This window comes from Curtobacterium sp. VKM Ac-2884 (assembly GCF_015350945.1).
Taxonomy (GTDB): domain Bacteria; phylum Actinomycetota; class Actinomycetes; order Actinomycetales; family Microbacteriaceae; genus Curtobacterium.
In genome coordinates this window covers 1-19,100 of sequence record NZ_JADKSA010000006.1, presented here as the reverse complement: position 1 = coordinate 19,100, position 19,100 = coordinate 1, and the positions used below count along the sequence as shown (strand labels likewise).

At 71.1% G+C, this 19,100-nt stretch carries 13 protein-coding genes and 1 rRNA gene; 3 read left to right on the top strand and 11 right to left on the bottom strand.

Going from position 1 to position 19,100, the window contains the following annotated elements:
• Nucleotides 1-28: 28 nt before the first annotated feature.
• Complete coding sequence (locus tag ITJ60_RS15775; protein ID WP_194648627.1) at nucleotides 29-961, bottom strand: NADP-dependent oxidoreductase; 933 nt, start codon at nucleotides 959-961, stop codon at nucleotides 29-31.
• Nucleotides 962-1,253: 292 nt separating this feature from the next.
• Here ITJ60_RS15775 and ITJ60_RS15770 point away from each other — a divergent pair, with 292 nt between their 5' ends.
• Together ITJ60_RS15770 and ITJ60_RS15765 are read left to right on the top strand one after the other, a co-directional pair.
• On the top strand, nucleotides 1,254-2,093 hold the full coding sequence (locus ITJ60_RS15770; protein WP_194648626.1) for an ABC transporter ATP-binding protein: 840 nt from the start codon (nucleotides 1,254-1,256) through the stop codon (nucleotides 2,091-2,093).
• Entirely contained in the window at nucleotides 2,090-2,899 is an 810-nt protein-coding gene (locus ITJ60_RS15765) for an ABC transporter permease (protein WP_194648625.1), read from the top strand. The genes ITJ60_RS15770 and ITJ60_RS15765 overlap by 4 nt, the downstream gene beginning before the upstream one ends.
• Before the next feature lie 102 nt (nucleotides 2,900-3,001).
• Here the strand turns inward: ITJ60_RS15765 and ITJ60_RS19390 are convergent, their stop codons facing one another.
• From ITJ60_RS19390 to ITJ60_RS15735, 6 genes are read right to left on the bottom strand one after another with little or no spacing between them, the layout of a single operon-like run.
• The gene (locus ITJ60_RS19390) at nucleotides 3,002-5,149 is read right to left on the bottom strand and encodes a glycoside hydrolase family 36 protein (RefSeq protein WP_194648624.1); all 2,148 of its coding nucleotides are present in this window, start codon (nucleotides 5,147-5,149) and stop codon (nucleotides 3,002-3,004) included.
• Nucleotides 5,110-6,003, bottom strand: a complete 894-nt coding sequence (locus tag ITJ60_RS15755) for an ABC transporter ATP-binding protein (RefSeq protein WP_194648623.1) — start codon at nucleotides 6,001-6,003, stop codon at nucleotides 5,110-5,112. Before ITJ60_RS15755 ends, ITJ60_RS19390 begins: the two co-directional genes overlap by 40 nt.
• Nucleotides 6,000-6,872 carry an ABC transporter ATP-binding protein gene (locus ITJ60_RS15750; protein ID WP_181437678.1) on the bottom strand — a complete coding sequence of 291 codons (873 nt, stop codon included), beginning with the start codon at nucleotides 6,870-6,872 and terminating at the stop codon, nucleotides 6,000-6,002. Before ITJ60_RS15750 ends, ITJ60_RS15755 begins: the two co-directional genes overlap by 4 nt.
• Nucleotides 6,869-7,903 (bottom strand): ABC transporter permease, encoded by a 1,035-nt coding sequence (locus ITJ60_RS15745; protein ID WP_159573964.1) that lies wholly within the window; start codon nucleotides 7,901-7,903, stop codon nucleotides 6,869-6,871. The genes ITJ60_RS15750 and ITJ60_RS15745 overlap by 4 nt, the downstream gene beginning before the upstream one ends.
• Before the next feature lie 12 nt (nucleotides 7,904-7,915).
• The gene (locus ITJ60_RS15740) at nucleotides 7,916-8,905 is read right to left on the bottom strand and encodes an ABC transporter permease (protein WP_111086984.1); all 990 of its coding nucleotides are present in this window, start codon (nucleotides 8,903-8,905) and stop codon (nucleotides 7,916-7,918) included.
• A gap of 34 nt (nucleotides 8,906-8,939) precedes the next feature.
• Entirely contained in the window at nucleotides 8,940-10,625 is a 1,686-nt protein-coding gene (locus tag ITJ60_RS15735; protein ID WP_194648622.1) for an ABC transporter substrate-binding protein, read from the bottom strand.
• A gap of 117 nt (nucleotides 10,626-10,742) precedes the next feature.
• Between ITJ60_RS15735 and ITJ60_RS15730 the strand changes: the two genes are divergently transcribed.
• Nucleotides 10,743-13,451, top strand: coding sequence for a glycoside hydrolase family 2 protein (locus ITJ60_RS15730; RefSeq protein ID WP_194648621.1), 2,709 nt, complete (start codon nucleotides 10,743-10,745; stop codon nucleotides 13,449-13,451).
• A gap of 45 nt (nucleotides 13,452-13,496) precedes the next feature.
• Here ITJ60_RS15730 and ITJ60_RS15725 read toward each other — a convergent pair whose 3' ends face one another.
• The 4 genes from ITJ60_RS15725 to rrf form a co-directional block, all read right to left on the bottom strand.
• Nucleotides 13,497-15,659 (bottom strand): alpha-galactosidase, encoded by a 2,163-nt coding sequence (locus tag ITJ60_RS15725; protein WP_323749200.1) that lies wholly within the window; start codon nucleotides 15,657-15,659, stop codon nucleotides 13,497-13,499.
• A complete protein-coding gene (locus tag ITJ60_RS15720) occupies nucleotides 15,656-17,671 on the bottom strand; it encodes a beta-galactosidase (protein WP_194648620.1) in 2,016 nt (671 codons plus the stop codon). Before ITJ60_RS15720 ends, ITJ60_RS15725 begins: the two co-directional genes overlap by 4 nt.
• A 92-nt stretch (nucleotides 17,672-17,763) precedes the next feature.
• Entirely contained in the window at nucleotides 17,764-18,894 is a 1,131-nt protein-coding gene (locus ITJ60_RS15715) for an ROK family protein (protein ID WP_194648619.1), read from the bottom strand.
• A gap of 97 nt (nucleotides 18,895-18,991) precedes the next feature.
• A 5S ribosomal RNA gene (gene rrf / locus ITJ60_RS15710) occupies nucleotides 18,992-19,100 on the bottom strand; the annotation flags it as partial.

Here is a 19,100-nt window from a genome sequence, read left to right as displayed (position 1 = left end):
GCCTCCCGTCCCTCACACCGTCGTCACCTCACCACGTCAACACGAACCGCCCCCGCGTCCCCCCAGCCTCCAACCGCTCATGCGCCTCCCCAGCCCGCGCAGCCGGCAACACCTCCGCCACCCGCGGCACCACAGTCCCTCCTTCAACCGCGTGCCGCAGCTGCTCGAGCTTGTCGAACGACCGGTACTCCGAGAACACCGCCACCTGCTCGAACCGGATCCCCCGCGAGCCGTCCCCCGACCACCCCCGCACGTCCAGGAACACTCCCCCGTCTCGAACAGCATCGACGGCGACCCCACGCTGCACCGCACCATCGGCGAGCGCATCGACCCCGTCGGGCACGAGCGCACGGACCGCGGCAGCGAACCCGTCACCACGCGGCACGATGTGCGCCGGCCCGAGCGACCGCACCAGCGCCTCGTCCGCCGGAGCGGCATCAGCGATGACGTTCAGCCCAGCGGCGACGGCGAGCTGCACCACGTAGTTCCCGAGCAACCCGGCCGCCCCGGTCACGGCGAGCGTGTCCCCCCGCGACAGCCCCGCGAGCGACAGGATCTGCAACGCGGTCAGCCCGTTCATCGGCACGGTCGAGGCAGCGAGCAGCGACGTCCCGCGCGGCACCCGCGTGAACGACCCCACCGGCGCCACGAGCTCCTGCACGTACGCCCCGCCGTGCGTGCTGAGCGGCAACGCGATCGCCATGACCTCGTCGCCGACCTCCCACCCGGTGACGTCGGGCCCGACCTCGTCGATGACCCCGGCTGCGTCCATCCCGGGCACGTACGGTGGCGAGGCCTGCGAGCTGTCCCGCTGTCCGGCACGCACGCCCGTGTCGGTCGGGTTCACGGCGAACGCCTGGACCCGGATCCGCACGGACCCCGCACCGGCGTGCGGCTCCGGCACCTCGTGGACGGCGAGGGCCTCCGGCCCTCCGAACTGTTCGACTCCGACGACCTGCATCCTCCCGGTCTACGCGGACGTTGCTTGACGCAACCTGACGCGACCCACCATCGGACGGGAGGCACCGTGCCAGCCCGCCACGGGCCTCCAGACAGAAGACGGTCACGTCCACCGCCCAGCGCAACCATGCAGGAAGCGCGATATCGCGTTACGCCATGACCGCCGAAAAACGAAACATGCCCTCCCCTTGTGCGAGCACCCGGCAGGGAAACCACGCCATCCCCCGATCGGAGGATGCAGCACCACCGCCCCCACCGATCCCCCGCGGCGCCCCACCGGCCAGGCTGGACCCATGCCCGAGTCCCCCGCCATCGAGGTCCAGCACCTCAGCAAGCAGTACGCCACCGGCAAGGTCGCCGTCGATGATGTCAGCTTCACCATCCAGCCCGGCGAGACCTTCGCCCTCCTCGGCCCGAACGGCGCCGGCAAGTCCACGACGGTCGAGATCCTCGAGGGGTTCCGCTCCCGCACTGCAGGCGAGGTCCGCGTCCTCGGCGTTGACCCGAACAAGGCGTCCCGACGACACAGGGAACGAATCGGCATCGTCCTGCAGACCAGCGCCGAGTCCCCGAACGTCACCGTCGCCGAGCAGCTGAACCACTTCGCGACGCTGTACCCGAAGCACCGCACCACCGAGGAACTCCTCGCAGCGACCGGCCTCGAGCAGCAGCGCAACACCCGCATCGCTCGCTTGAGTGGCGGCCAGCGCCGCCGTGTCGACGTCGCCCTGGGCATCATCGGCCGCCCCGAGGTCCTGTTCCTCGACGAACCGACCACGGGCTTCGACCCCGAGGCCCGTCGGCAGTTCTGGGACCTCCTGCGCCAGGTGCAGTCCGAGGGCACGACGATCCTGCTCACCACGCACTACCTCGACGAAGCCGCCCAGCTCGCCGACCGGGCAGCGGTGATCGCCGACGGGAAGCTCCTCGACATCGCCCCGATCGACGAGATCGGCGGCGCCGAAGCCCGCACACCACGAGTCCGCTGGCGCGACGATTCCGGCGACCTCCACGACGAGCGCACGACCGACCCGACCGCGCTCGTCCGCAGCAGCACCACGGCCATGCACGACCTCGAAGTCATCCGCCCGTCCCTCGAGGACGTCTACCTCGGAATGGTGGGCCAGAAGTGAACACCGCGACCAGCCGCATCGCGTACGAGATCCGCTCCTACTTCCGCGCCCCCGACGCGGTCTTCTTCACGTTCCTCTTCCCCATCATCATGCTGGCGCTGTTCTCGGTGGCCTTCGCGGACGCCGACCCGATCCGCGCCGTCGCCAGCAACGGCCGACCGATCAGCGTCGACTACGCCACCTACTACCTGCCGGGCCTGGTCGCGACGGGCATCCTGCTCTCCGGCACCCAGTCCCTCGGCGTCGACATCGCGACCGAACGCAGCGACGGCACGCTGAAGCGCCTCGGCGGCACACCGCTTCCGGTCCTGAGCTACTTCGTCGGCAAGATCGGCATGGTGCTCGTCACGACCATCGTGCAGACGGCACTGTTGCTCGGGATCGCGAGCCTGGTGTTCGGTGTCGACCTGCCGACCGACGCGAGCAACTGGGGCGTCTTCGCGGGCGTGATGGTCCTCGGCATCGCCACCAGCTGCGTCCTCGGCATCGCGATCTCGGCGCTCCCCCGCGAGGGCCGCCGCGCCACGGCGACGATCGTCCCCATCGTCCTGGTGCTGCAGTTCATCTCCGGCGTCTACCTGCCCTTCACGCAGCTGCCCGACTGGCTGCAGAACGTTGCGTCGGTCTTCCCCCTGCGCTGGATGGCGTCCGGCATGCGGTCCGTCTTCCTACCAGACGCGTTCGCGTCCGCCGAGCCGGGAGGCGCGTGGCACCTCGCCCTCGGAACGCTCGTGTTGGTCGCGTGGCTGGTCGGGGGCACGGTGGCCTGCGCGCTCACCTTCCGCTGGAACCGCAAGGACTCCTGAGCCCCCACTTCGTGAACAGAAATGGTCGGGTACCGGCACCGGGACCCGACCATTTCTGCTCACCATGTGACGCGCGCCCTGCCATCGCGACGCGCGCCCCGCTCAGTGCTCCGCGTCCGCCCCCTCCGGTCGGACGCGGAGCACCCGCGCTGTGGGGGTCGCCCCGCCGTTGGCGACCTCGAGCGAGCCCGAGGCGGCGTCCCACGCCACGGACCACGACCCGAGCGCCGTCGGGAACAGCGGCTCGACGACGACCGTCTGCCCGGCGAACGCCGGAAGCGGCAACGACACCGACGAGCCAGCTCCGGGCAGCGACCACACCGACAAGTACAGATCGCCCGACGCAGCCCGCAAGCCGAGCGCGAGCCAGGGGTCCTCCCAGGCCGGCAGCCCGAGCGGCCACTCCGGCACCGACGACTCGATGACCTCGAGCACTGTCCGGTGGGCCTCGATCGCAGAACGCACGACCGCCCGCTGCGATGTGCTCATCGAGTTGAGGTAGCCCGACAGGTACATCCGCCCGAGCACCCCGTTGACGAGCGACAGGTCGAACAGGTCGGGCGACATCGACGGTGCCGGGTAGGCCCAGTTCCCGGCCTGCTCGGGCAGCATCGCGGCGGGGGCAGCAGCCGCGATCGATGCCGACAGCACCGGGTCCTGCTGGTCCGAGGTCGACTGCATGTGCAGCCGGGACAGCATCGCGGAGTCGGCGCGCATCGCTCCCGAGGCGCAGTTCTCGATGAGCAGTGCCGGGTACCGATCCTGCACCGCGTCGATCCAGTCGAGCAGCGCACGCTGGTGGTCGAGCATCCCGGTGAACGGCCCGGTCATCGTGTTGTTGTCCATCTTGAAGAACGTCACGCCGAGCGACCCGACGAGTCGATCGACGACCGCGTCGAGGTGCGCCCGCGCGGCCGGTGACCGGAGGTCGAGCAGGTGCCGTCCGTGCTCGGCGACCCGCACGCCGTGGTGGTGCACGAAGGCGTCGTCCGGCAGGGTCGCGGCCAGCGGCGAGTGGATGCCGATGACCTCGGGCTCGAGCCACAGCCCGGCCTGCATCCCCCGCGACCGGATGTGGTCGATGACGAACCCGAGCCCGGTCGGGAACCGCGAAGCAGCTTCTTCCCAGGCCCCGACGGTGTCCCACCAGTGCCCCTCGGCGTACCAGCCGGCGTCGATGCAGAACAGGTCCGCTCCGGCATCGGCAGCGGCGTCGATCAACGGCAGCAGCTTCTCGGTGGTCGGGTCGCCCATGAGCGTGTTCATGTAGTCGTTGAACACGAGCGGCAGGGCTCGATCGGCCTCGCGCCCGTGCCGGAACGCGCGACGCTGCGCCGTGAGCACCTCGAACGCCCCACCGACCGAGCCGGCGATCCCCACCGACACCGGCACGGACACGAACGGCTGCCCCGGGGCCACGACCGCCGTCCACTGGTGCTCCTGGTCGGTCGGCCCGCTCAGCAGCACGTACGCGTGCCGTCGGGTCTCCCCGAGCTCGTACAGCCACGGCCCGTTGTGCTCGACCTGCCAGACGAGGGCGTAGGGCCCAGCACCAGCGGACGGAGCCGGCGTCAGCACGCCGATCGGCAGCGCCTCGCCCGTCGACCACGACCCGCGGTTCTGCACGACGGCGCGGCTGCGGGGCGGGTGGTGCTGCGCCTCGCGGTCGATCGCTGCGAGTCCGATCGACCGCAGCGGGTCGGTCCGCCACCGGCTCTCGGCCGCCCAGTCGTTGTCCGCGTGCACGAGGGCCAGGTCGTCGATGCCGACCCCGGAGTCGGTCAGGAACGCCCCGGACGCGAACGACGAGACGAAGTCCACGACGTGCTCGCCGCCGTCGGCGGACACCTCGGTCCACGTCTGGAATGCCGGTGCGTCGGCGCGCGCCCGGAACACCGACTCGACCTGGAGGCCCGTGGCCGCGTCCGCCTGCACGATCCGGAACCACGGATCGGTCGCGTCGTCGGACACACGCCACGACACGGGTCGCAGTCGCGCCCCGATCGTGGAGTCCACGTGCCGGTACCCGCCCGGGAACCGCCCGTGCCCGACGGTGGCCAGCTCGACCAGCGGCTGCGGATCGTCGGGTGCGTCGGCGAGCGCTCCGCCGGCAGCCACGAACGACACGAGTGCCGCGGGCTGGTCGTCGCCGATCCGGAAGCGTGCCGCGAACCCGTCGGTGATCCAGTCGACGAACGTCGGCCGGTCGCTCACCGTGCGCCGACCGGAGCGGGCTCGCTCGACACCCACGCCCCGATGCCGTGGTCGTAGCAGGTGGTGTTGTCGATCTTCGAGCGGTCGAGCGCGCTGCCCGAGGTCACCTTGCGGTCGGTGCGCTCCGGGTCGGGGGCGGCCTCGGCGAGCAGCCGGGTGTAGTCGTGCTGCGGGTCGAGGATGACGGCGTCCGAGGGCCCGCGTTCGACGACCCGGCCGCGGTAGAGCACCAGGATCTCGTCGGAGAAGTGCCGTGCGGTCGCCAGGTCGTGCGTGATGTACAGCACGGCGAGGTGGTCCTCGCGCTGCAGGCGGCCCATCAGGTTGAGCACGCTGAGCCGGATCGACACGTCGAGCATCGACACCGGTTCGTCGGCGATGAGCACCTGGGCTCCGGGGGCGAGTGCGCGGGCGATGGCGACGCGCTGCCGTTGCCCGCCGGAGAGCTCGTGCGGGCGGCGGCTCGCGAAGTCCTCGTCGAGGTTGACGCGGCCGAGCAGTTCGCGCACCTTCTCGGCGGTCTCGTCGGCACCCCGGGCTCGGTGGTGCAGCTGGAGCGGCCGGGCGATGTGGTGCTCGATCGAGTGGAACGGGTTGAGCGACGCGAAGGGGTCCTGGAACACCATCTGCACGTGCCGGCGGTACATGCTGCCGACGACGGGGGTGCCGTCATCGAGCCGCACGTCGATCGAGCCGCGGGTGGTGCTCTCGAGCTTGGCGAGCATCCGGGCGATGGTGGACTTGCCCGAGCCGGACTCGCCCACCAACGCCACGGTCTTCCCGGGCAGCAGCTCGAACGACACGTCGTCGACGGCGTGCAGGGTGGTGCGCTTGAGGCCCTTGCGGGTGTGGAAGTCCTTGCCGAGGTGGCTGACGGTCACGCTGGTCATCGGATCTCCTCGTGGACGGCGGCTGCGTGGTCGTCGACGCCGGAGCGGATGAACGCGCCGCGCTCCCCCGACAGGCTCGGGAACGACTGCAGCAGCTTCTGCGTGTACGGGTGCTTCGGGTCGTGCTGGATGACCGAGGCCCGGTCGCACTCGACGACCTCGCCGCGCAGCATGATCGCGATGCGGTCGCTGATCTCGAGCAGCAGCGGCAGGTCGTGCGTGATGAACACGACGGCGAACCCGAGCTCGTCGCGCAGTCGGACGATCTCGCGCAGGATCTCGCGCTGCACCACGACGTCGAGGGCGGTGGTGGGCTCGTCCATGATCATGATCTGCGGTTCGAGCAGCATCGCCATCGCGATCATCACGCGCTGGCGCATGCCGCCGGACAGCTCGTGCGGGTACGCGGTGATGCGGGACGGGTCGACGCCGACACGGCTCAGGGCGTCCTCGGCGATCGCGCGCCGTTCCTTGCGGCCCAGGTCGCGCCGGTGTTCCTTCAGGGCGTCGTCGAGCTGCGCCCGGATGGTGGTGACCGGGTTGAGGGCGTTCATCGCGCCCTGGAACACCATCGACAGCTTCGACCAGCGCACGGCCCGCAGCTGTTCGTGCGGCAGCCCGAGCAGGTCGATGTCGGTGCCGTCGCGGTCGTGGAACGTGATGCTGCCCGAGGCGACCTTCGCCGGCGGTCGGTGCAGCCGGGTGATGGCGTAGGCCAGGGTCGTCTTGCCGCAGCCGGACTCCCCCGCGAGCCCGAGGATCTCGCCGGGGGCCAGGGTGAGCGACACGTCCTTGACGGCGTGCACGGGGTGTTCGGTCTCGTAGACGACGTCGAGGTGGTCGATCGTCAGCACGGCTTCGGCACTCATCGGACGAACTCCTTCGTGGTGCGTGCGGACCGCGAGGCGCGGGCGGCCCGCTTGGCGCGACGTTCGCGCCGCCGCTGGGCGCGCACGTTCGCGAGTCGTGGGTTGATGACCTCGTCGATCGAGAAGTTCACCAGGGACAGCCCCATGCCGAGCAGGGCGATGAGCAGGCCGGGCGGCACGAACCACCACCAGGCGCCGTTCGCCAGCGCGAAGCCGTTCTGGGCGTAGAAGAGCATGGTGCCGAGTGTCGACGAGTTCGACGCCCCGAGGCCGAGGAACGACAATCCCGCTTCCCCGAGGATCGCGGCGATCACCGCGAACACGAACTGCGACGCCAGGACGGGCAGCAGGTTCGGCAGGATCTCGACGGCGATGACCCGCCAGGGTCGTTCGCCGGCGACCCGGGCGGCGGAGACGTAGTCGCGGTTCCGGATCGACATCGTCTGCGCCCGCAGGACCCGGGCGGACCCGGCCCACGAGGTGATCGCGAGGACGACGGCGATGGTCCAGAGCCCGCGGGCCTCGCGCGGGACCAGGCCGGAGATGACGATCACGAGCGGCAGGCCGGGGATGACGAGGAACACGTTCGAGAACAGCGAGAACGCCTCGTCCATGATCCCGCCGAGGTAGGCGCCGAGGATCCCGAAGAACGCGGACAGCACCGTGGCGAGGACGCCGACGATCAGGCCGATCTGCAGGCTGCCGCGGGTGGCGTAGGCGAGCTGCGCGAGCACGTCCTGCCCGGTCTGGGTCGTCCCCAGGAGGTTCTCGCCGCTCGGTCCCTGCAGTCCGGAGTCGCGGATGGTGGTCGGGTCGCCGACGAGCAGCGGCCCGACGACGCCGAAGAGCGTGACGCCGGCGACGAGCGCGATGCCCGTGATGAGCCACGGGGTCAGGGTCGGCAGGAAACGGCGGATGCCGCCCTTCGGTCGTGACGCTCGGGCCGTGGCGATGCTCCGCGTCGACCCGGCGTCGGCTTCCTCGGCGAGTGCGCCGATGGTGGGTTCGGTGTCCTGCTGGATGTTGGTCATGGCGTGTCCTCCCTAGCTCCGCGCCCGCGTCCGCGGGTCGATGAGCCCGTACAGCAGGTCGACGACGAGGTTCGCGCCGAGGACCGCCAGGGTGATGAACAGGAAGATCCCCTGCATGAGCGCGTAGTCGTTGTTGGTGACGGCGGACAGCAGCTTCGACCCGATGCCCGGGTACGAGAACACCTGCTCGGTGACGACGGAGCCGGACACGATGAACCCGAGGGAGATCGCGAAGCCGGCGACCGAGGGCAGCACGGCGTTCCGGGCGGCGTAGTTCCGCAGGATCTTGCCGTCGGACAGCCCCTTGGCCTGGGCGGTGGTGATGTAGTCCTCGGACAGCGTCGACACCATCATGTTGCGCATGCCGAGCAGCCAGCCGCCCAGCGATGCGAGCACGATCGTCACGGCCGGCAGCACCCCGTACTGGATCGCCGAGGCGATGAAGTCCCAGTTGAACCCGGGGGTCAGGATGACGTCGTAGCCGCCCTGCGCCGGGAACAGGTGGATGCCGGTGGCGAAGAAGTACACCAGGATCAGCGCGAGCCAGAAGTACGGCACCGCGGCGAGCAGGGTGGTGGCCGGCACGAACGAGTCGAGCCAGGTGCCCGGACGCCAGCCGACGAAGGCGCCGAGGCCGACGCCGATGATGGCGGCCAGGATGGTGGCGATGCCGACCAGGGCGATGGTCCACGGCAGCGAGCTCGCGATGACCTCGGTGACGGGGGCCGGGAAGTAGCTGACGGACACTCCGAGGTCACCGCGGAACACGTTGACCAGGTAGTGGCCGTACTGGGAGATCAGCGGCTCCGAGGAATCGCCACCGAGGAGCAGCTCGTACGCCTGCCGTGTCGCCGGGGTCACCTGCCCGCCGCGCTGCTGGAGCTTGGCGAGCAGGATGTCCACCGGGTTCCCGGGCAGCAGCCGCGGGATGATGAAGTTCAGCGTCAGTGCCGCCCACAGCGCGACGATGTAGAAGCCGATCTTGCGCAGGAAGTAGGTCATCGTCGAGTGCTCCTCGGTCGCGATCCCATCGTGGTCAGCCCTTCGCCGGCTTCAGTGCCTTGAAGATCTCGGCGTTGTCCGGGCTCGCCCAGACGGCCGGGAAGGCGTAGAGGTCGTCCTTCGTGGGCCAGCCAGTGAACTTCGCCGCGTGGAACTCACTCGTCGTACCGCCGGTCATCACGGGGATGTACGGCAGGTCCTCGACGATGTGCTGCTGGATCGTGTCGAGCTCCGGCTGCGTGGCGGCGGTGTCCTCGGGGTTGATCGTGGAGAGCTTCGCGATGGCCTTGTCCACGTCGGGGTTGCTGTACCGCGAGATGTTCATCGGGGCTGCTGCACCGACCTTCGCGGTGTTCGCCGTCGTGAAGTAGTTGTTGTAGAGGTAGTACGGGTTCGCCGTCGGGCCCTGACCGAGCGAGTCGATGGCGAGCTCGAAGTTGCCCTTGGTCTTCTTGTCGGTCCACTCGTTCCACGACGACTGCTGCGCCTTGAGCTCGATGCCCGCGGCCTTGAGCTGCTGCGTCATGGTGTCGATCGCGGTGATGTAGTCGGTCCAGCCGGTGACGACCTCGACGGTCAGGGACAGCTTCTTGCCGTCCTTGGCGTAGATGCCATCGGCGCCCTTCTTCCACCCGGCGCCCTCGAGCGACGACGCGGCGGCGGCCTTGTCGGCGGTCTCCGGCATCACGGCCGGCTCGATGTCCTTCGAGATGGTGTCCTTCTGCGTCGTGGTGAGCGCGAAGGTCGGCGAGATCTCGCTCGCGGTGTTCTCGAACGCCAGCGAGTTGAGCTGCTTGCGGTTGATCGCGTCGGCGATGGCGTGCCGGACGGCCGGGTCGGTCTGCGGGCCAGTGCAGCCGAGGTCGGTGTTCGCGCAGGTGAGCAGCGCCATCTGGTTCTGGCCGACGGTGATGCCGTCGTAGCCGTTGTAGTTGCCGGCGATGTCGTCCATGTTCGGCACCGGGCCGGTCTGCCAGTCGATCGAGCCCTGCTTGAGCGCGTCGGCGCCGGCGGTGTTGCCGGAGAGCGACAGGTAGCGGATGGTCTTCACGGCCGGGGCGCCGTCCCAGTACTTCTTGTTCGCCTCGAGGGTGAAGGCCTGCGCCTTGAAGGTGCCGAGCGTGTACGGACCGGTGCCGACGGGCTCGCGCACGACGTCGGTGGTCGGGTCGATGTCCTTCCACAGGTGCTCGGGCACGATCCAGGTCTTGCCGAGCAGGTTCGGGCCGAGCACGAACGACGGCTTGTCGAAGGTGACGACGACCTTGGAGTCGCCGTCGGCCTTCGCGGTGCCGTCGTAGCCGATCGAGTTCAGGGCCTTCTGCTTCTTGAGCATGTCGAGCGTGAACACGACGTCCTTCGAGGTGAAGGGCTCGCCGTCGCTCCAGGTCGCCCCCTCGCGCAGCGTGATGGTGAGCTGCGTGCCGTCGGTGTTCCACTCGTACGACTTGCCGAGCAGCGGCTTCGGGTCGTTCGTGTTGACGTTGGTGATGAAGAACAGCGACTCGTAGATCGTGCCGACGCCGCCGATGTTGGACGGTGACCACGGGTTGAAGTTGATCTGGTAGTCGCCGGACTGACCGGTGTAGGCGACCAGGGTCGAGGCGGCGTCGTCCTTCGTGCTGGCGTTGCCGCTCGCGCTGCAGCCGCTCAGCGCGAGGCCGGCGGCGAGGAGGACGGCGGCGCCGATGGCGAGCCGTGAACGGGTTGGGTTGAACATCGTTGTCCTCTCGGTCTGCGTCGTCGCAGGATCCACGTTGTGAGCGCGATTGTTACACGCGTAAACTAAGGCGGTCAAGGGGTCGGGTCACGGCCCCGTCACGATTGAGGAGACGCAATGGAGCGGACCACCCTGGACGGCACGTGGACGGTCGAGGCGGTGCACGGCCCGGCGCAGGCCGATGCACACCGGGAGCCGGTCGCTGCGATCGTCCCCGGCTGCGTGCACACCGACCTGCTGCGGGCGGGCCGGATCCCCGACCCGTTCGACGGCGACAACGAGGCCGCGACCCAGTGGATCGGCGACACGGTCTGGCGGTACCGCCGCACCTTCACGTGGTCGGGCGAGACCGGCACGGGCCCCACCACGGACGACCGCCACGACCTCGTCGCCGACGGACTCGACACCCTCGCGACGATCGAGCTGAACGGCATCGTCGTCGCCACCACCGCGAACCAGCACCGCGCGTACCGGTTCCCCGTCGGGCACCTGCTGCGCCCCGGTACGAACGAGCTCGTGATCACCTTCGACGCCCCGGTGCCCGCGGCCGAGCGGCTGTCCGCCCTGCACGGCGGCGAACTCCCCCACGTCAACCACCATCCGTACAACGCGCTCCGCAAGAACGCGTCGAACTTCGGCTGGGACTGGGGCATCGACGTCGCCACGAGCGGCATCTGGAAGTCGATCGGCATCGAGTCGTGGAGCGGCGCCCGCATCGCGGCCGTCCGCCCCCTGGTCGACGTCGACGGCACCACCGGCGTGCTCACCGCGCACGTCGACGTCGAGTCCGCAGGTTCCACCGGGGCCTTCTCCCAGCACATCGGGTCGGCTCCGGTCGCAGGGGTGTCCGGTCGGGCCGGCCTGGAGGCGCGGGTCACCCTGACCCCGCACGTCACCCCCGGCGGGGCCGACGGCCACGGCGCCGCCCTGGCCGAGCAGAATACGTCCGCCCCCGGCGCGAGCGGCACCGAGGCGGCGGCGAAGCCCGTCGGGTCCGGCACCGTGCCTCCCGGCCGCCCGTCCGCGCCGGGCGCGACGTCCGTCACCAGCGTGCGCGCCGTCGTCGACGGCTCCGCCGTCGTGCGGCTCGCGGTCCCCGACGTCGCCGTCTGGTGGCCGCGCGGCGAGGGCGAGCAGCCGTTGTACGACGTCCGGGTCGAGGTCGGCGACGACGTCTGGACCGGCCGCGTCGGGTTCCGCACCGTGACGCTCGACACCGCCGCCGACGCCGGCGGAGCCCCGTTCCTGCTCCGGGTGAACGACCGGCCCGTGATCGTGCGGGGCGCGAACTGGATCCCCGACCACGCGTACCTGACCGAGATGACGCCCGAGCGCTACGCCGACCGGATCGACGACGCGATCGAGGCGAACGTCAACCTGCTCCGCATCTGGGGCGGCGGGATCTACGAGTCCGACGACCTGTACGACCGCTGCGACGAGCTCGGGGTGCTGGTCTGGCAGGACTTCCTGTTCGCCTGCGCCGCCTACGCCGAGGAGCCCTGGCTCGCCGACGAGGTCGAGCCCGAGGTCCGCGAAGCCGTCACCCGGCTCAGCCCGCACCCGTCGCTCGTGGTGTGGAACGGCAACAACGAGAACCTCGTCGCGTACGCCGAGTGGGGCTGGCGGCCGTCGCTCGTCGGCCGGACCTGGGGCAACGGCTACTACCGTTCGCTGCTGCCCTCCATCATCGCCGAGCTCGACCCGACCCGTCCGTACACGCCGGGCAGCCCGTTCTCGTTCGACGAGTACCTGACGCCGAACGACGAGCGGAACGGCAGCGTGCACATCTGGGACGTCTGGAACCGGCTCGACTACCGCGCCTACGCCGACTGGAACCCGCGGTTCGTCGCGGAGTTCGGGTTCCAGGGGCCGCCCGCGTGGTCGACCCTGACCGCCGTGGTGCACGACGAGCCGCTCGACCCCGACGGCCACGAGATGCTCGTGCACCAGAAGGCCGACCAGGGCAACCGGAAGCTCGCCGACGGCATGCGTGGGCACCTGCCGACGCCGACGAGCATCGAGGACTGGCCCATCGAGGACTGGCACTGGGCGTCACAGCTCAACCAGGCGCACGCGATCCGCTTCGGCATGGAGTGGTTCCGGTCCCGCACGCCCGACAACACCGGCATGATCGTCTGGCAGCTCAACGACGACTGGCCCGTGGTGTCCTGGGCGCTCGTCGACCACGCGGGCATCCGGAAGCCCGTCTGGTACGCGGTGCGGCAGGCCTACCAGCCGGTGCTGCTCACCGTGCAGCCGTCTGCTGCCGGGGCTGCGGGCGCGGCCGGGGCTGCGGGCGCGGCCGGCACTGCTGGTGGGCTCGACGTCGTGCTCGTGAACGCGTCCGGGGCACCGGTCGCCGACGAGGTCACGGTCGCCCGCGTCGCGTTCGACGGCACGGTGCTCGACTCCTCGTCGTTCTCGCTGGCCGCCGGACCCGCCGACGCCGACCGGGTCACGCTGCCGGCCTCGCTCGCCGTCCCCGGGGACGCCGGGTCCGAGGTGCTCGTCGTCACCGGAGCCGGAACCCGCACGGTGTTCGACTTCGCCGAGGTCGTCGACCAGGTGCTCGCCCGCTCACCGCTGTCCACGTCGGTCACGGGGACGGACGGCGGGGCGGTCGTCACGGTGACGGCGACGTCCTACGCGCGGGACGTCTCGCTGTTCCCGGACCGCGTGGACCCCGCCGCTCGGGTCGACGACGGGCTGGTGTCCCTGCTGGCCGGCGAGTCGGTGACCTTCACGGTGACGGGGGCGCCGGGCATCGACCCCGAGGCACTCGTCGGCCCGCTCGTCCTCCGCCACGCGGGCTCGCTCCTCCCCTGACGCGGGCCGCCCGCCGTCGTCGACGGCGGGCGATCCGCGAGCGGGTCAGTCGAGGGCGTGCAGCTCGAACACGATCGCGGTCGCGGGGGCCAGCAACGGCAGCCGCGCCCCGACGTCCTCGAGTACCGCACCCGACAGCTCCAGGTGCCCGCGCACGAGCCACGCCGGCGGCACCATGTCGAGTCCGTGCGGCACCCGCAGCCCCGTGACGGGGGCGAGCCGGTAGCGCCGAGCCCGGTCGAGCCCCCGCATCCGGAGCGGCACCGGCAGCGACTGCGGCCCGGTCTCGGTCCGTGCGACCCGCACCAGCGCCCGCGACCGGTCGACGGCCACGACCGAGGTCGCCACGAGCCCGGGGTCGCCGAGCTCCAGGTGCCGCAGCCGGCCGGTGTGCAGCAGCCCACGCTCCCGCTTGTACAACGCCGTCCACGCCCGCAGCCGGTCGAGCTCCGTCGGGGACAGCCGGGTGACGTCGGTCTCGATGCCGGCGGACCCGAACAGCGACACCGCCATCCGGAAGTCCAGGTCGAGGTGCCGGCCGGTGGTGTGCGAGACCTCGGGGCCGACGTGCGAGCCGATCAGCTCGAGCGGCAGCAGTGCCTCGGTCCAGCGCTGGATCGGCAGGCGTTCGAACGCGTCGTTCGAGTCCGACGGCCACACCCGGTCGGTGCGCTCCAGCACGCCGAGGTCGACCCGGGCGCCGCCGCTCGCGCACGCCTCGATCTCGAGCCACGGGTGCCGGGCGCGCAGGGCGTCCATCAGCGTCCAGACCCCGCGGGTGTGCGCGTCGATGCCGGCACGTCCGGCGTGGACCGCGTGAACGATGTCGCGGTTCTGGTCCCACTTCACGAAGTCGACGTGGTGCGCCCCGATCACGGCGGACATCGCCTCGAGCACGAACGCCCGCGCGAGCGGGTTCGCCATGTCGAGCACGTACTGGTTCCGCCAGGTGCGGACGTCGTCCTCGGGGCGCTGCAGCAGCCACTCGGGGTGCGCGGCCGCGAGCTCGGACACCGGGCTCACCATCTCGGGTTCGAACCACAGCCCGAACTCCATGCCGAGTCCGCGGACCCGGTCGACGAGCGGTCCGAGGCCGTCCGGCCACACCGTCGGGTCGACGCGCCAGTCCCCCAGCGACGTCGAGTCCGAGCGGCGCCCGAGGAACCAGCCGTCGTCGAGCACGAACCGCTCGACGCCGATGTCCGCGGCGGTCTCGGCCAGGGCCACCAGGGGCGCGAGGCCCTGCCGGTAGTAGACGGCCTCCCACGTGTTGAGCACCACCGGTCGGGGGCGCTTCGGGTGACCAGGGCGGCCGCGGAGCGAGTCGTGCAGCCGGTCGGACAGGCCGTCGAGCCCGGCGTCGCTCCAGACGAAGACGGCGTCGGGCGCGGCGAAGGACTCCCCCTGCCCGAGGACGACCTCGCCGGCGCGCAGGAGTTCCCCGGCACCGAGCAGCGGTCGCGCCTCGGCGAGCAGGTCGTACCGGTGCACCGAGTCGGCGCTCCAGGCCAGGTGCACGCCCCAGACCTCACCGGAAGCGTCCGAGAAGCCCGGCGTCCCGAGCACGAGCAACGTCGGGGCGTCGTGGCCGGTGCGACCGCGGCGGCTCTCCCGCGCGTGGCTGCCGGCGGTCAGGGTCCGGCGCTGCGGGGTGCGCTCCCGGGTCCAGCGTCCGGCCAGGTCGAGCACCTCGCCGACCCGTTCGCCCACGGGCAGCGTCGCCTCGAGTGCCTGCAGGTGCACGGGCACGGCGGCCCCGTTCGTCACGGAGTGCCCGACGCGCAGCACCCCCGCGGCGTCGAGCCGGAAGGCACTCCGCAGCAGCAGTTCGTCGGACACCGCGGTCACGACCAGCACGCCCGGTTCCGCGGTCAGCTCGACGTCGCGCCACCGCGGCACGAGCGGCAGCCCGTCGACGTGCCCGGCGATCGCGGGTCGACCCTCCCACCCGTCGCGTTCGGTCGGCAGCACGGTCAGTGGCCAGGCGGCGTCCAGGGCACTCGGTCCGAGCGGCCGTCCGACCGCGAGCAGCAGTTCGGCGCCGTCGCCGTCCGTGACGGGTCCGACGTCGCGGCCCCAGTGCAGCACCTCGGGCAGCCCGTCGTCGGCGGTCGCCAGCACGAGTGACACCCCGCCGCCGCGCAGGACCTGCACCTGCCGTCCGTCGAGTGCGCGCGACGGCGCCGGGTCGCGGTCCACGATGGTCACGACGCACGCTCCTCGCGCAGGACGCGGACGCGACCGGCGGGCACGACGGTCTCCGGCCCGTGGCCGGAGCCGTCGAGCAGGTCCGTACCGGACGCGACGACCGTCACGTCGTCCGCACGGTGGTTGACGAGGAACAGGAACACGGATCCGTCGTCGTGGACGCGGCGCACCGCCTCCAGGCCGGGAGGCGCGGTGACCGTCCGCGGGAGCGCGCGCTCCTCGATGACCCGGTCCACGAGCCGCTGGGTGCTCTGGGCAGGCAGCATCGCGGACACGTACCAGGCGCCGCCGCCGACGGCGCGGCGGGTGACCGCTGCGCGGTCCGCGAGCGGTCCGTCCGTGTACCGGAGCACGACGTCGGCGTCGTCGACCACGACGGCCTCGGCCCAGTCGGTGACGGTACCGCCGTCGTCGAGCGTGCGGGTCTCGTCGCGCTGCAGCGGGGTGAACTCCTCGCTCCAGGCGCCGAGCACCTGCCGGAACGCGCCCGGGTAGCCGCCGGCACGGATGCGGGCGGTCTCGTCGGCGACGCCGGACAGGTAGGTGACGATGAGGGTCGCGCCGCGGTCGACCACCGCGGCGATCCGTGCGGCGGTGGCGTCGTCGACGACGAGCATCGTGGGGACGACCACCACGTCGTAGCCGTCGAGGTCGGCGTCCGAGGGCACGACGTCGGTGAGCACCTGCCGGTCGTGGAACGCGGCGTACCAGGCACGGAGCTCCCGCGAGTACCGCAGTCCTCGGTGCGGCTTCAGCCCGGACTGCAGTGCCCAGCCGGACGGCTCGTCGACGACGATCGCGACCCGGGCCGGTTCGACGCGGCTGCCCTGCACGGGGGCGAGGTCGCGGAGTGCCCGGCCGAGCGCGACGACCTCGCGCCAGATCCGGGTGCGGGTGCCGGCGTGCGGGACCATCGCGGAGTGGAACTGCTCGGCCCCCGCGGTGGAGGCCCGCCACTGGAAGAACAGTGCGCCGTCGGACCCGCGAGCGACGTGCACGAGCGAGTTCCGCAGGATCTCGCCCGGTTCCTTCGCCCGGTTGCGCTGCTGCCAGCTCGGGCCGCCCGTCGAGTGCTCCATGAGCAACCAGGGGGTACGGCCGGCGGTGATGCCGCGCATCCGGTCCGCGGCGAGGGCGAGGTCCTGTTCGCGGTGCGGGTCGTCGACGAGCGTGTAGTGGTCGTTCGCCGGGATCGCGACGTGCTTCGCCCACTCGGCGTAGTCGACGACCTGCGATCCCGCACCGACCATGAAGTTCGTCGTGACGGGGACGTCCGAGTGCCGCTCGATGACGGCCTTCTCGGCGTCGAAGTGCCGGAGCAGGGCGTCGGACGAGTACCGCTCGAAGTCCAGGAAGAGGCCGGGGTTCGGTGCGCCGCCGACGCCACGCGGGGGTGAGACCTCGTCGAAGGACGTGTAGGTGTGCCCCCAGAAGGCCGTTCCCCACGCGGCGTTCGCGGTGTCGACGTCCCCGTACCGGTCGGCCAGCCAGCGTCGGAAGTCCGCTGCCGACTCCTCGCAGTAGCAGCGGCTGTTCCCGCCACCGAGCTCGTTGCTCACGTGCCACAGCCGGACCGCCGGGTGGTGACCGTACCGTTCGGCCAGGGCACCGACGATCCGCAGTGCGTGCTCGCGGAAGACCGTCGACGCCGCACACCACCCGAGGCGTCCACCCGGGCGCTCCCGTCGCTCCGTGGCGTCCACCGGCAGCACCTCGGGGTGGGCGGTCAGCAGCCAGTTCGGCGGGGCGGCGGTCGGCGTCGCGAGGTCCACGGCGATGCCGTTGTCGTGCAGCAGGGCGATGACGTCGTCGAGCCAGTCGAAGGTGTACTCCCCCGGCGACCGCTCGAGCAGCGCCCACGAGAAGACCCCGATCGTGACCAGGTTCACCCCGGCCTCGCGCATCAGGCGGACGTCCTCGAGCCAGACCTCGCGCGGCCACTGTTCAGGGCTGTAGTCGCCGCCGAACGACAGGCCGTCGGTCGGCCACGGGACGGTGGGGGCAGCGGTCACGGCATCTCCTTCGATGGGTGGACCGCACCAGCCTCCCGTCTCCGGCGGTGTTTGTCAACGTGTGTAACTAACGCGCTGTCAGTGGTGCCGCATCAGGTCTCGAGCAGCTGCCGGATCGCCAGGACCGCCCCCGCTCGCGCCCACTCCGAGAACTCGAACGGCTGCACCTCGACGGTCACCGGCTGCCGGTACGGAGCCAGGGCCGCACGGAGCGACTCGTCCACCGTGGTCCGCGCCAGGTCGTACACCGGCAGCCCGTCGCCGGTCAGGACGATCGCGGCAGGGTCGGCGATGTGCACCGCGGTGGCCAGGACGACACCGAGTGCTCGCCCGGCGTCCTCGAACGCCACCACGGCCCGTTCGTCACCGTTCCGCGCGAGCTCGACGACCTGCTCGTACGACGATCCCTCGCGCCCGGCGTTCCGCACGATCACCGGACTCGGCAGGTAGCTCGAGGCACACCCCGCGTGCCCGATGCCGCAGTCGGGCCCACCACCGAGGACCGGCAGGTGCCCGATCCGACCGAGTCGTCCGTGCTCGCCGGTGGAGACCTGCCCGTTCACGATGAGCCCGAGGCCGAGCCCCTCACCCACCGTGACCAGGGCCATCGACCCGCGGCCGGCACCGGCACCGAACCAGTGCTCCTTGACGGTCAGGGCGTGGACGTCGTTCGCCGTGAAGGCTGCGAGCCCCGTCCGCTCCCAGACCATCCGTGCGAACGGGACGTCGGTCCACCCGAGGAACGGCGACGACGCCACGACGGCCTCTCCGCCCCGGGTGAGGACGTCACCGGGCAGGGACACCCCGACGGCACAGATCGCAGGGTGCACGGCACGGAGGCGCTCGTGCACGGTGCTGATCTGGTCGGCCAGGTCCTCCGGCACGGTCGACGGGACGGTCTCCTCGTGCAGGGCGAGCACGCGCCCGCCCAGGTCGGTCACCGCGGCGTACAGGCGCTCCCGGGTCAGCTTGACGCCGAGGAACTCCCACTGCCCCGAACTCGACTGCAGCAGCTCCGACGGCCGACCGGTGGCCCCACGCACGTCAGTGCCGACCTCGACCACGAGCCGGTGTGCCACGAGGATCCGCATCGCCCGGGTCAAGCTCGCGCGCGACAGCCCGAGCGACCGAGCGATCTCCGCCCGCGAGAGCGTCCCGTGGATGAGGATCTCCCGCAGTGCCAAGCGGGAACCCTCGGGCAGTGCCGGCCAGGCTTCGGTCATCGTTCCTCCGTCGTCGGCTGATCCTACGGCTCAGCCCGGAAACGCAGAAAACCCCTGACCGGATCGGTCAAGGGTTCCCTGGTGTTGCGTACGTTAAGTCCGGCGGCGTCCTACTCTCCCACAAGGTCGCCCTTGCAGTACCATCGGCGCTGAGAGGCTTAGCTTCCGGGTTCGGAATGTGACCGGGCGTTTCCCTCTCGCTATGA

What these genes read in the sequence shown, in the direction of transcription:
- ITJ60_RS15775 (WP_194648627.1), bottom strand. Translation starts at nt 961, where the DNA reads ATGCAGGTCGTCGGAGTCGAACAGTTCGGAGGGCCGGAGGCCCTCGCC.
- ITJ60_RS15770 (WP_194648626.1), top strand. Translation starts at nt 1,254, where the DNA reads ATGCCCGAGTCCCCCGCCATCGAGGTCCAGCACCTCAGCAAGCAGTAC.
- ITJ60_RS15755 (WP_194648623.1), bottom strand. Translation starts at nt 6,003, where the DNA reads ATGACCAGCGTGACCGTCAGCCACCTCGGCAAGGACTTCCACACCCGC.
- ITJ60_RS15750 (WP_181437678.1), bottom strand. Translation starts at nt 6,872, where the DNA reads ATGAGTGCCGAAGCCGTGCTGACGATCGACCACCTCGACGTCGTCTAC.
- ITJ60_RS15745 (WP_159573964.1), bottom strand. Translation starts at nt 7,903, where the DNA reads ATGACCAACATCCAGCAGGACACCGAACCCACCATCGGCGCACTCGCC.
- ITJ60_RS15740 (WP_111086984.1), bottom strand. Translation starts at nt 8,905, where the DNA reads ATGACCTACTTCCTGCGCAAGATCGGCTTCTACATCGTCGCGCTGTGG.
- ITJ60_RS15735 (WP_194648622.1), bottom strand. Translation starts at nt 10,625, where the DNA reads ATGTTCAACCCAACCCGTTCACGGCTCGCCATCGGCGCCGCCGTCCTC.
- ITJ60_RS15730 (WP_194648621.1), top strand. Translation starts at nt 10,743, where the DNA reads ATGGAGCGGACCACCCTGGACGGCACGTGGACGGTCGAGGCGGTGCAC.
- ITJ60_RS15715 (WP_194648619.1), bottom strand. Translation starts at nt 18,894, where the DNA reads ATGACCGAAGCCTGGCCGGCACTGCCCGAGGGTTCCCGCTTGGCACTG.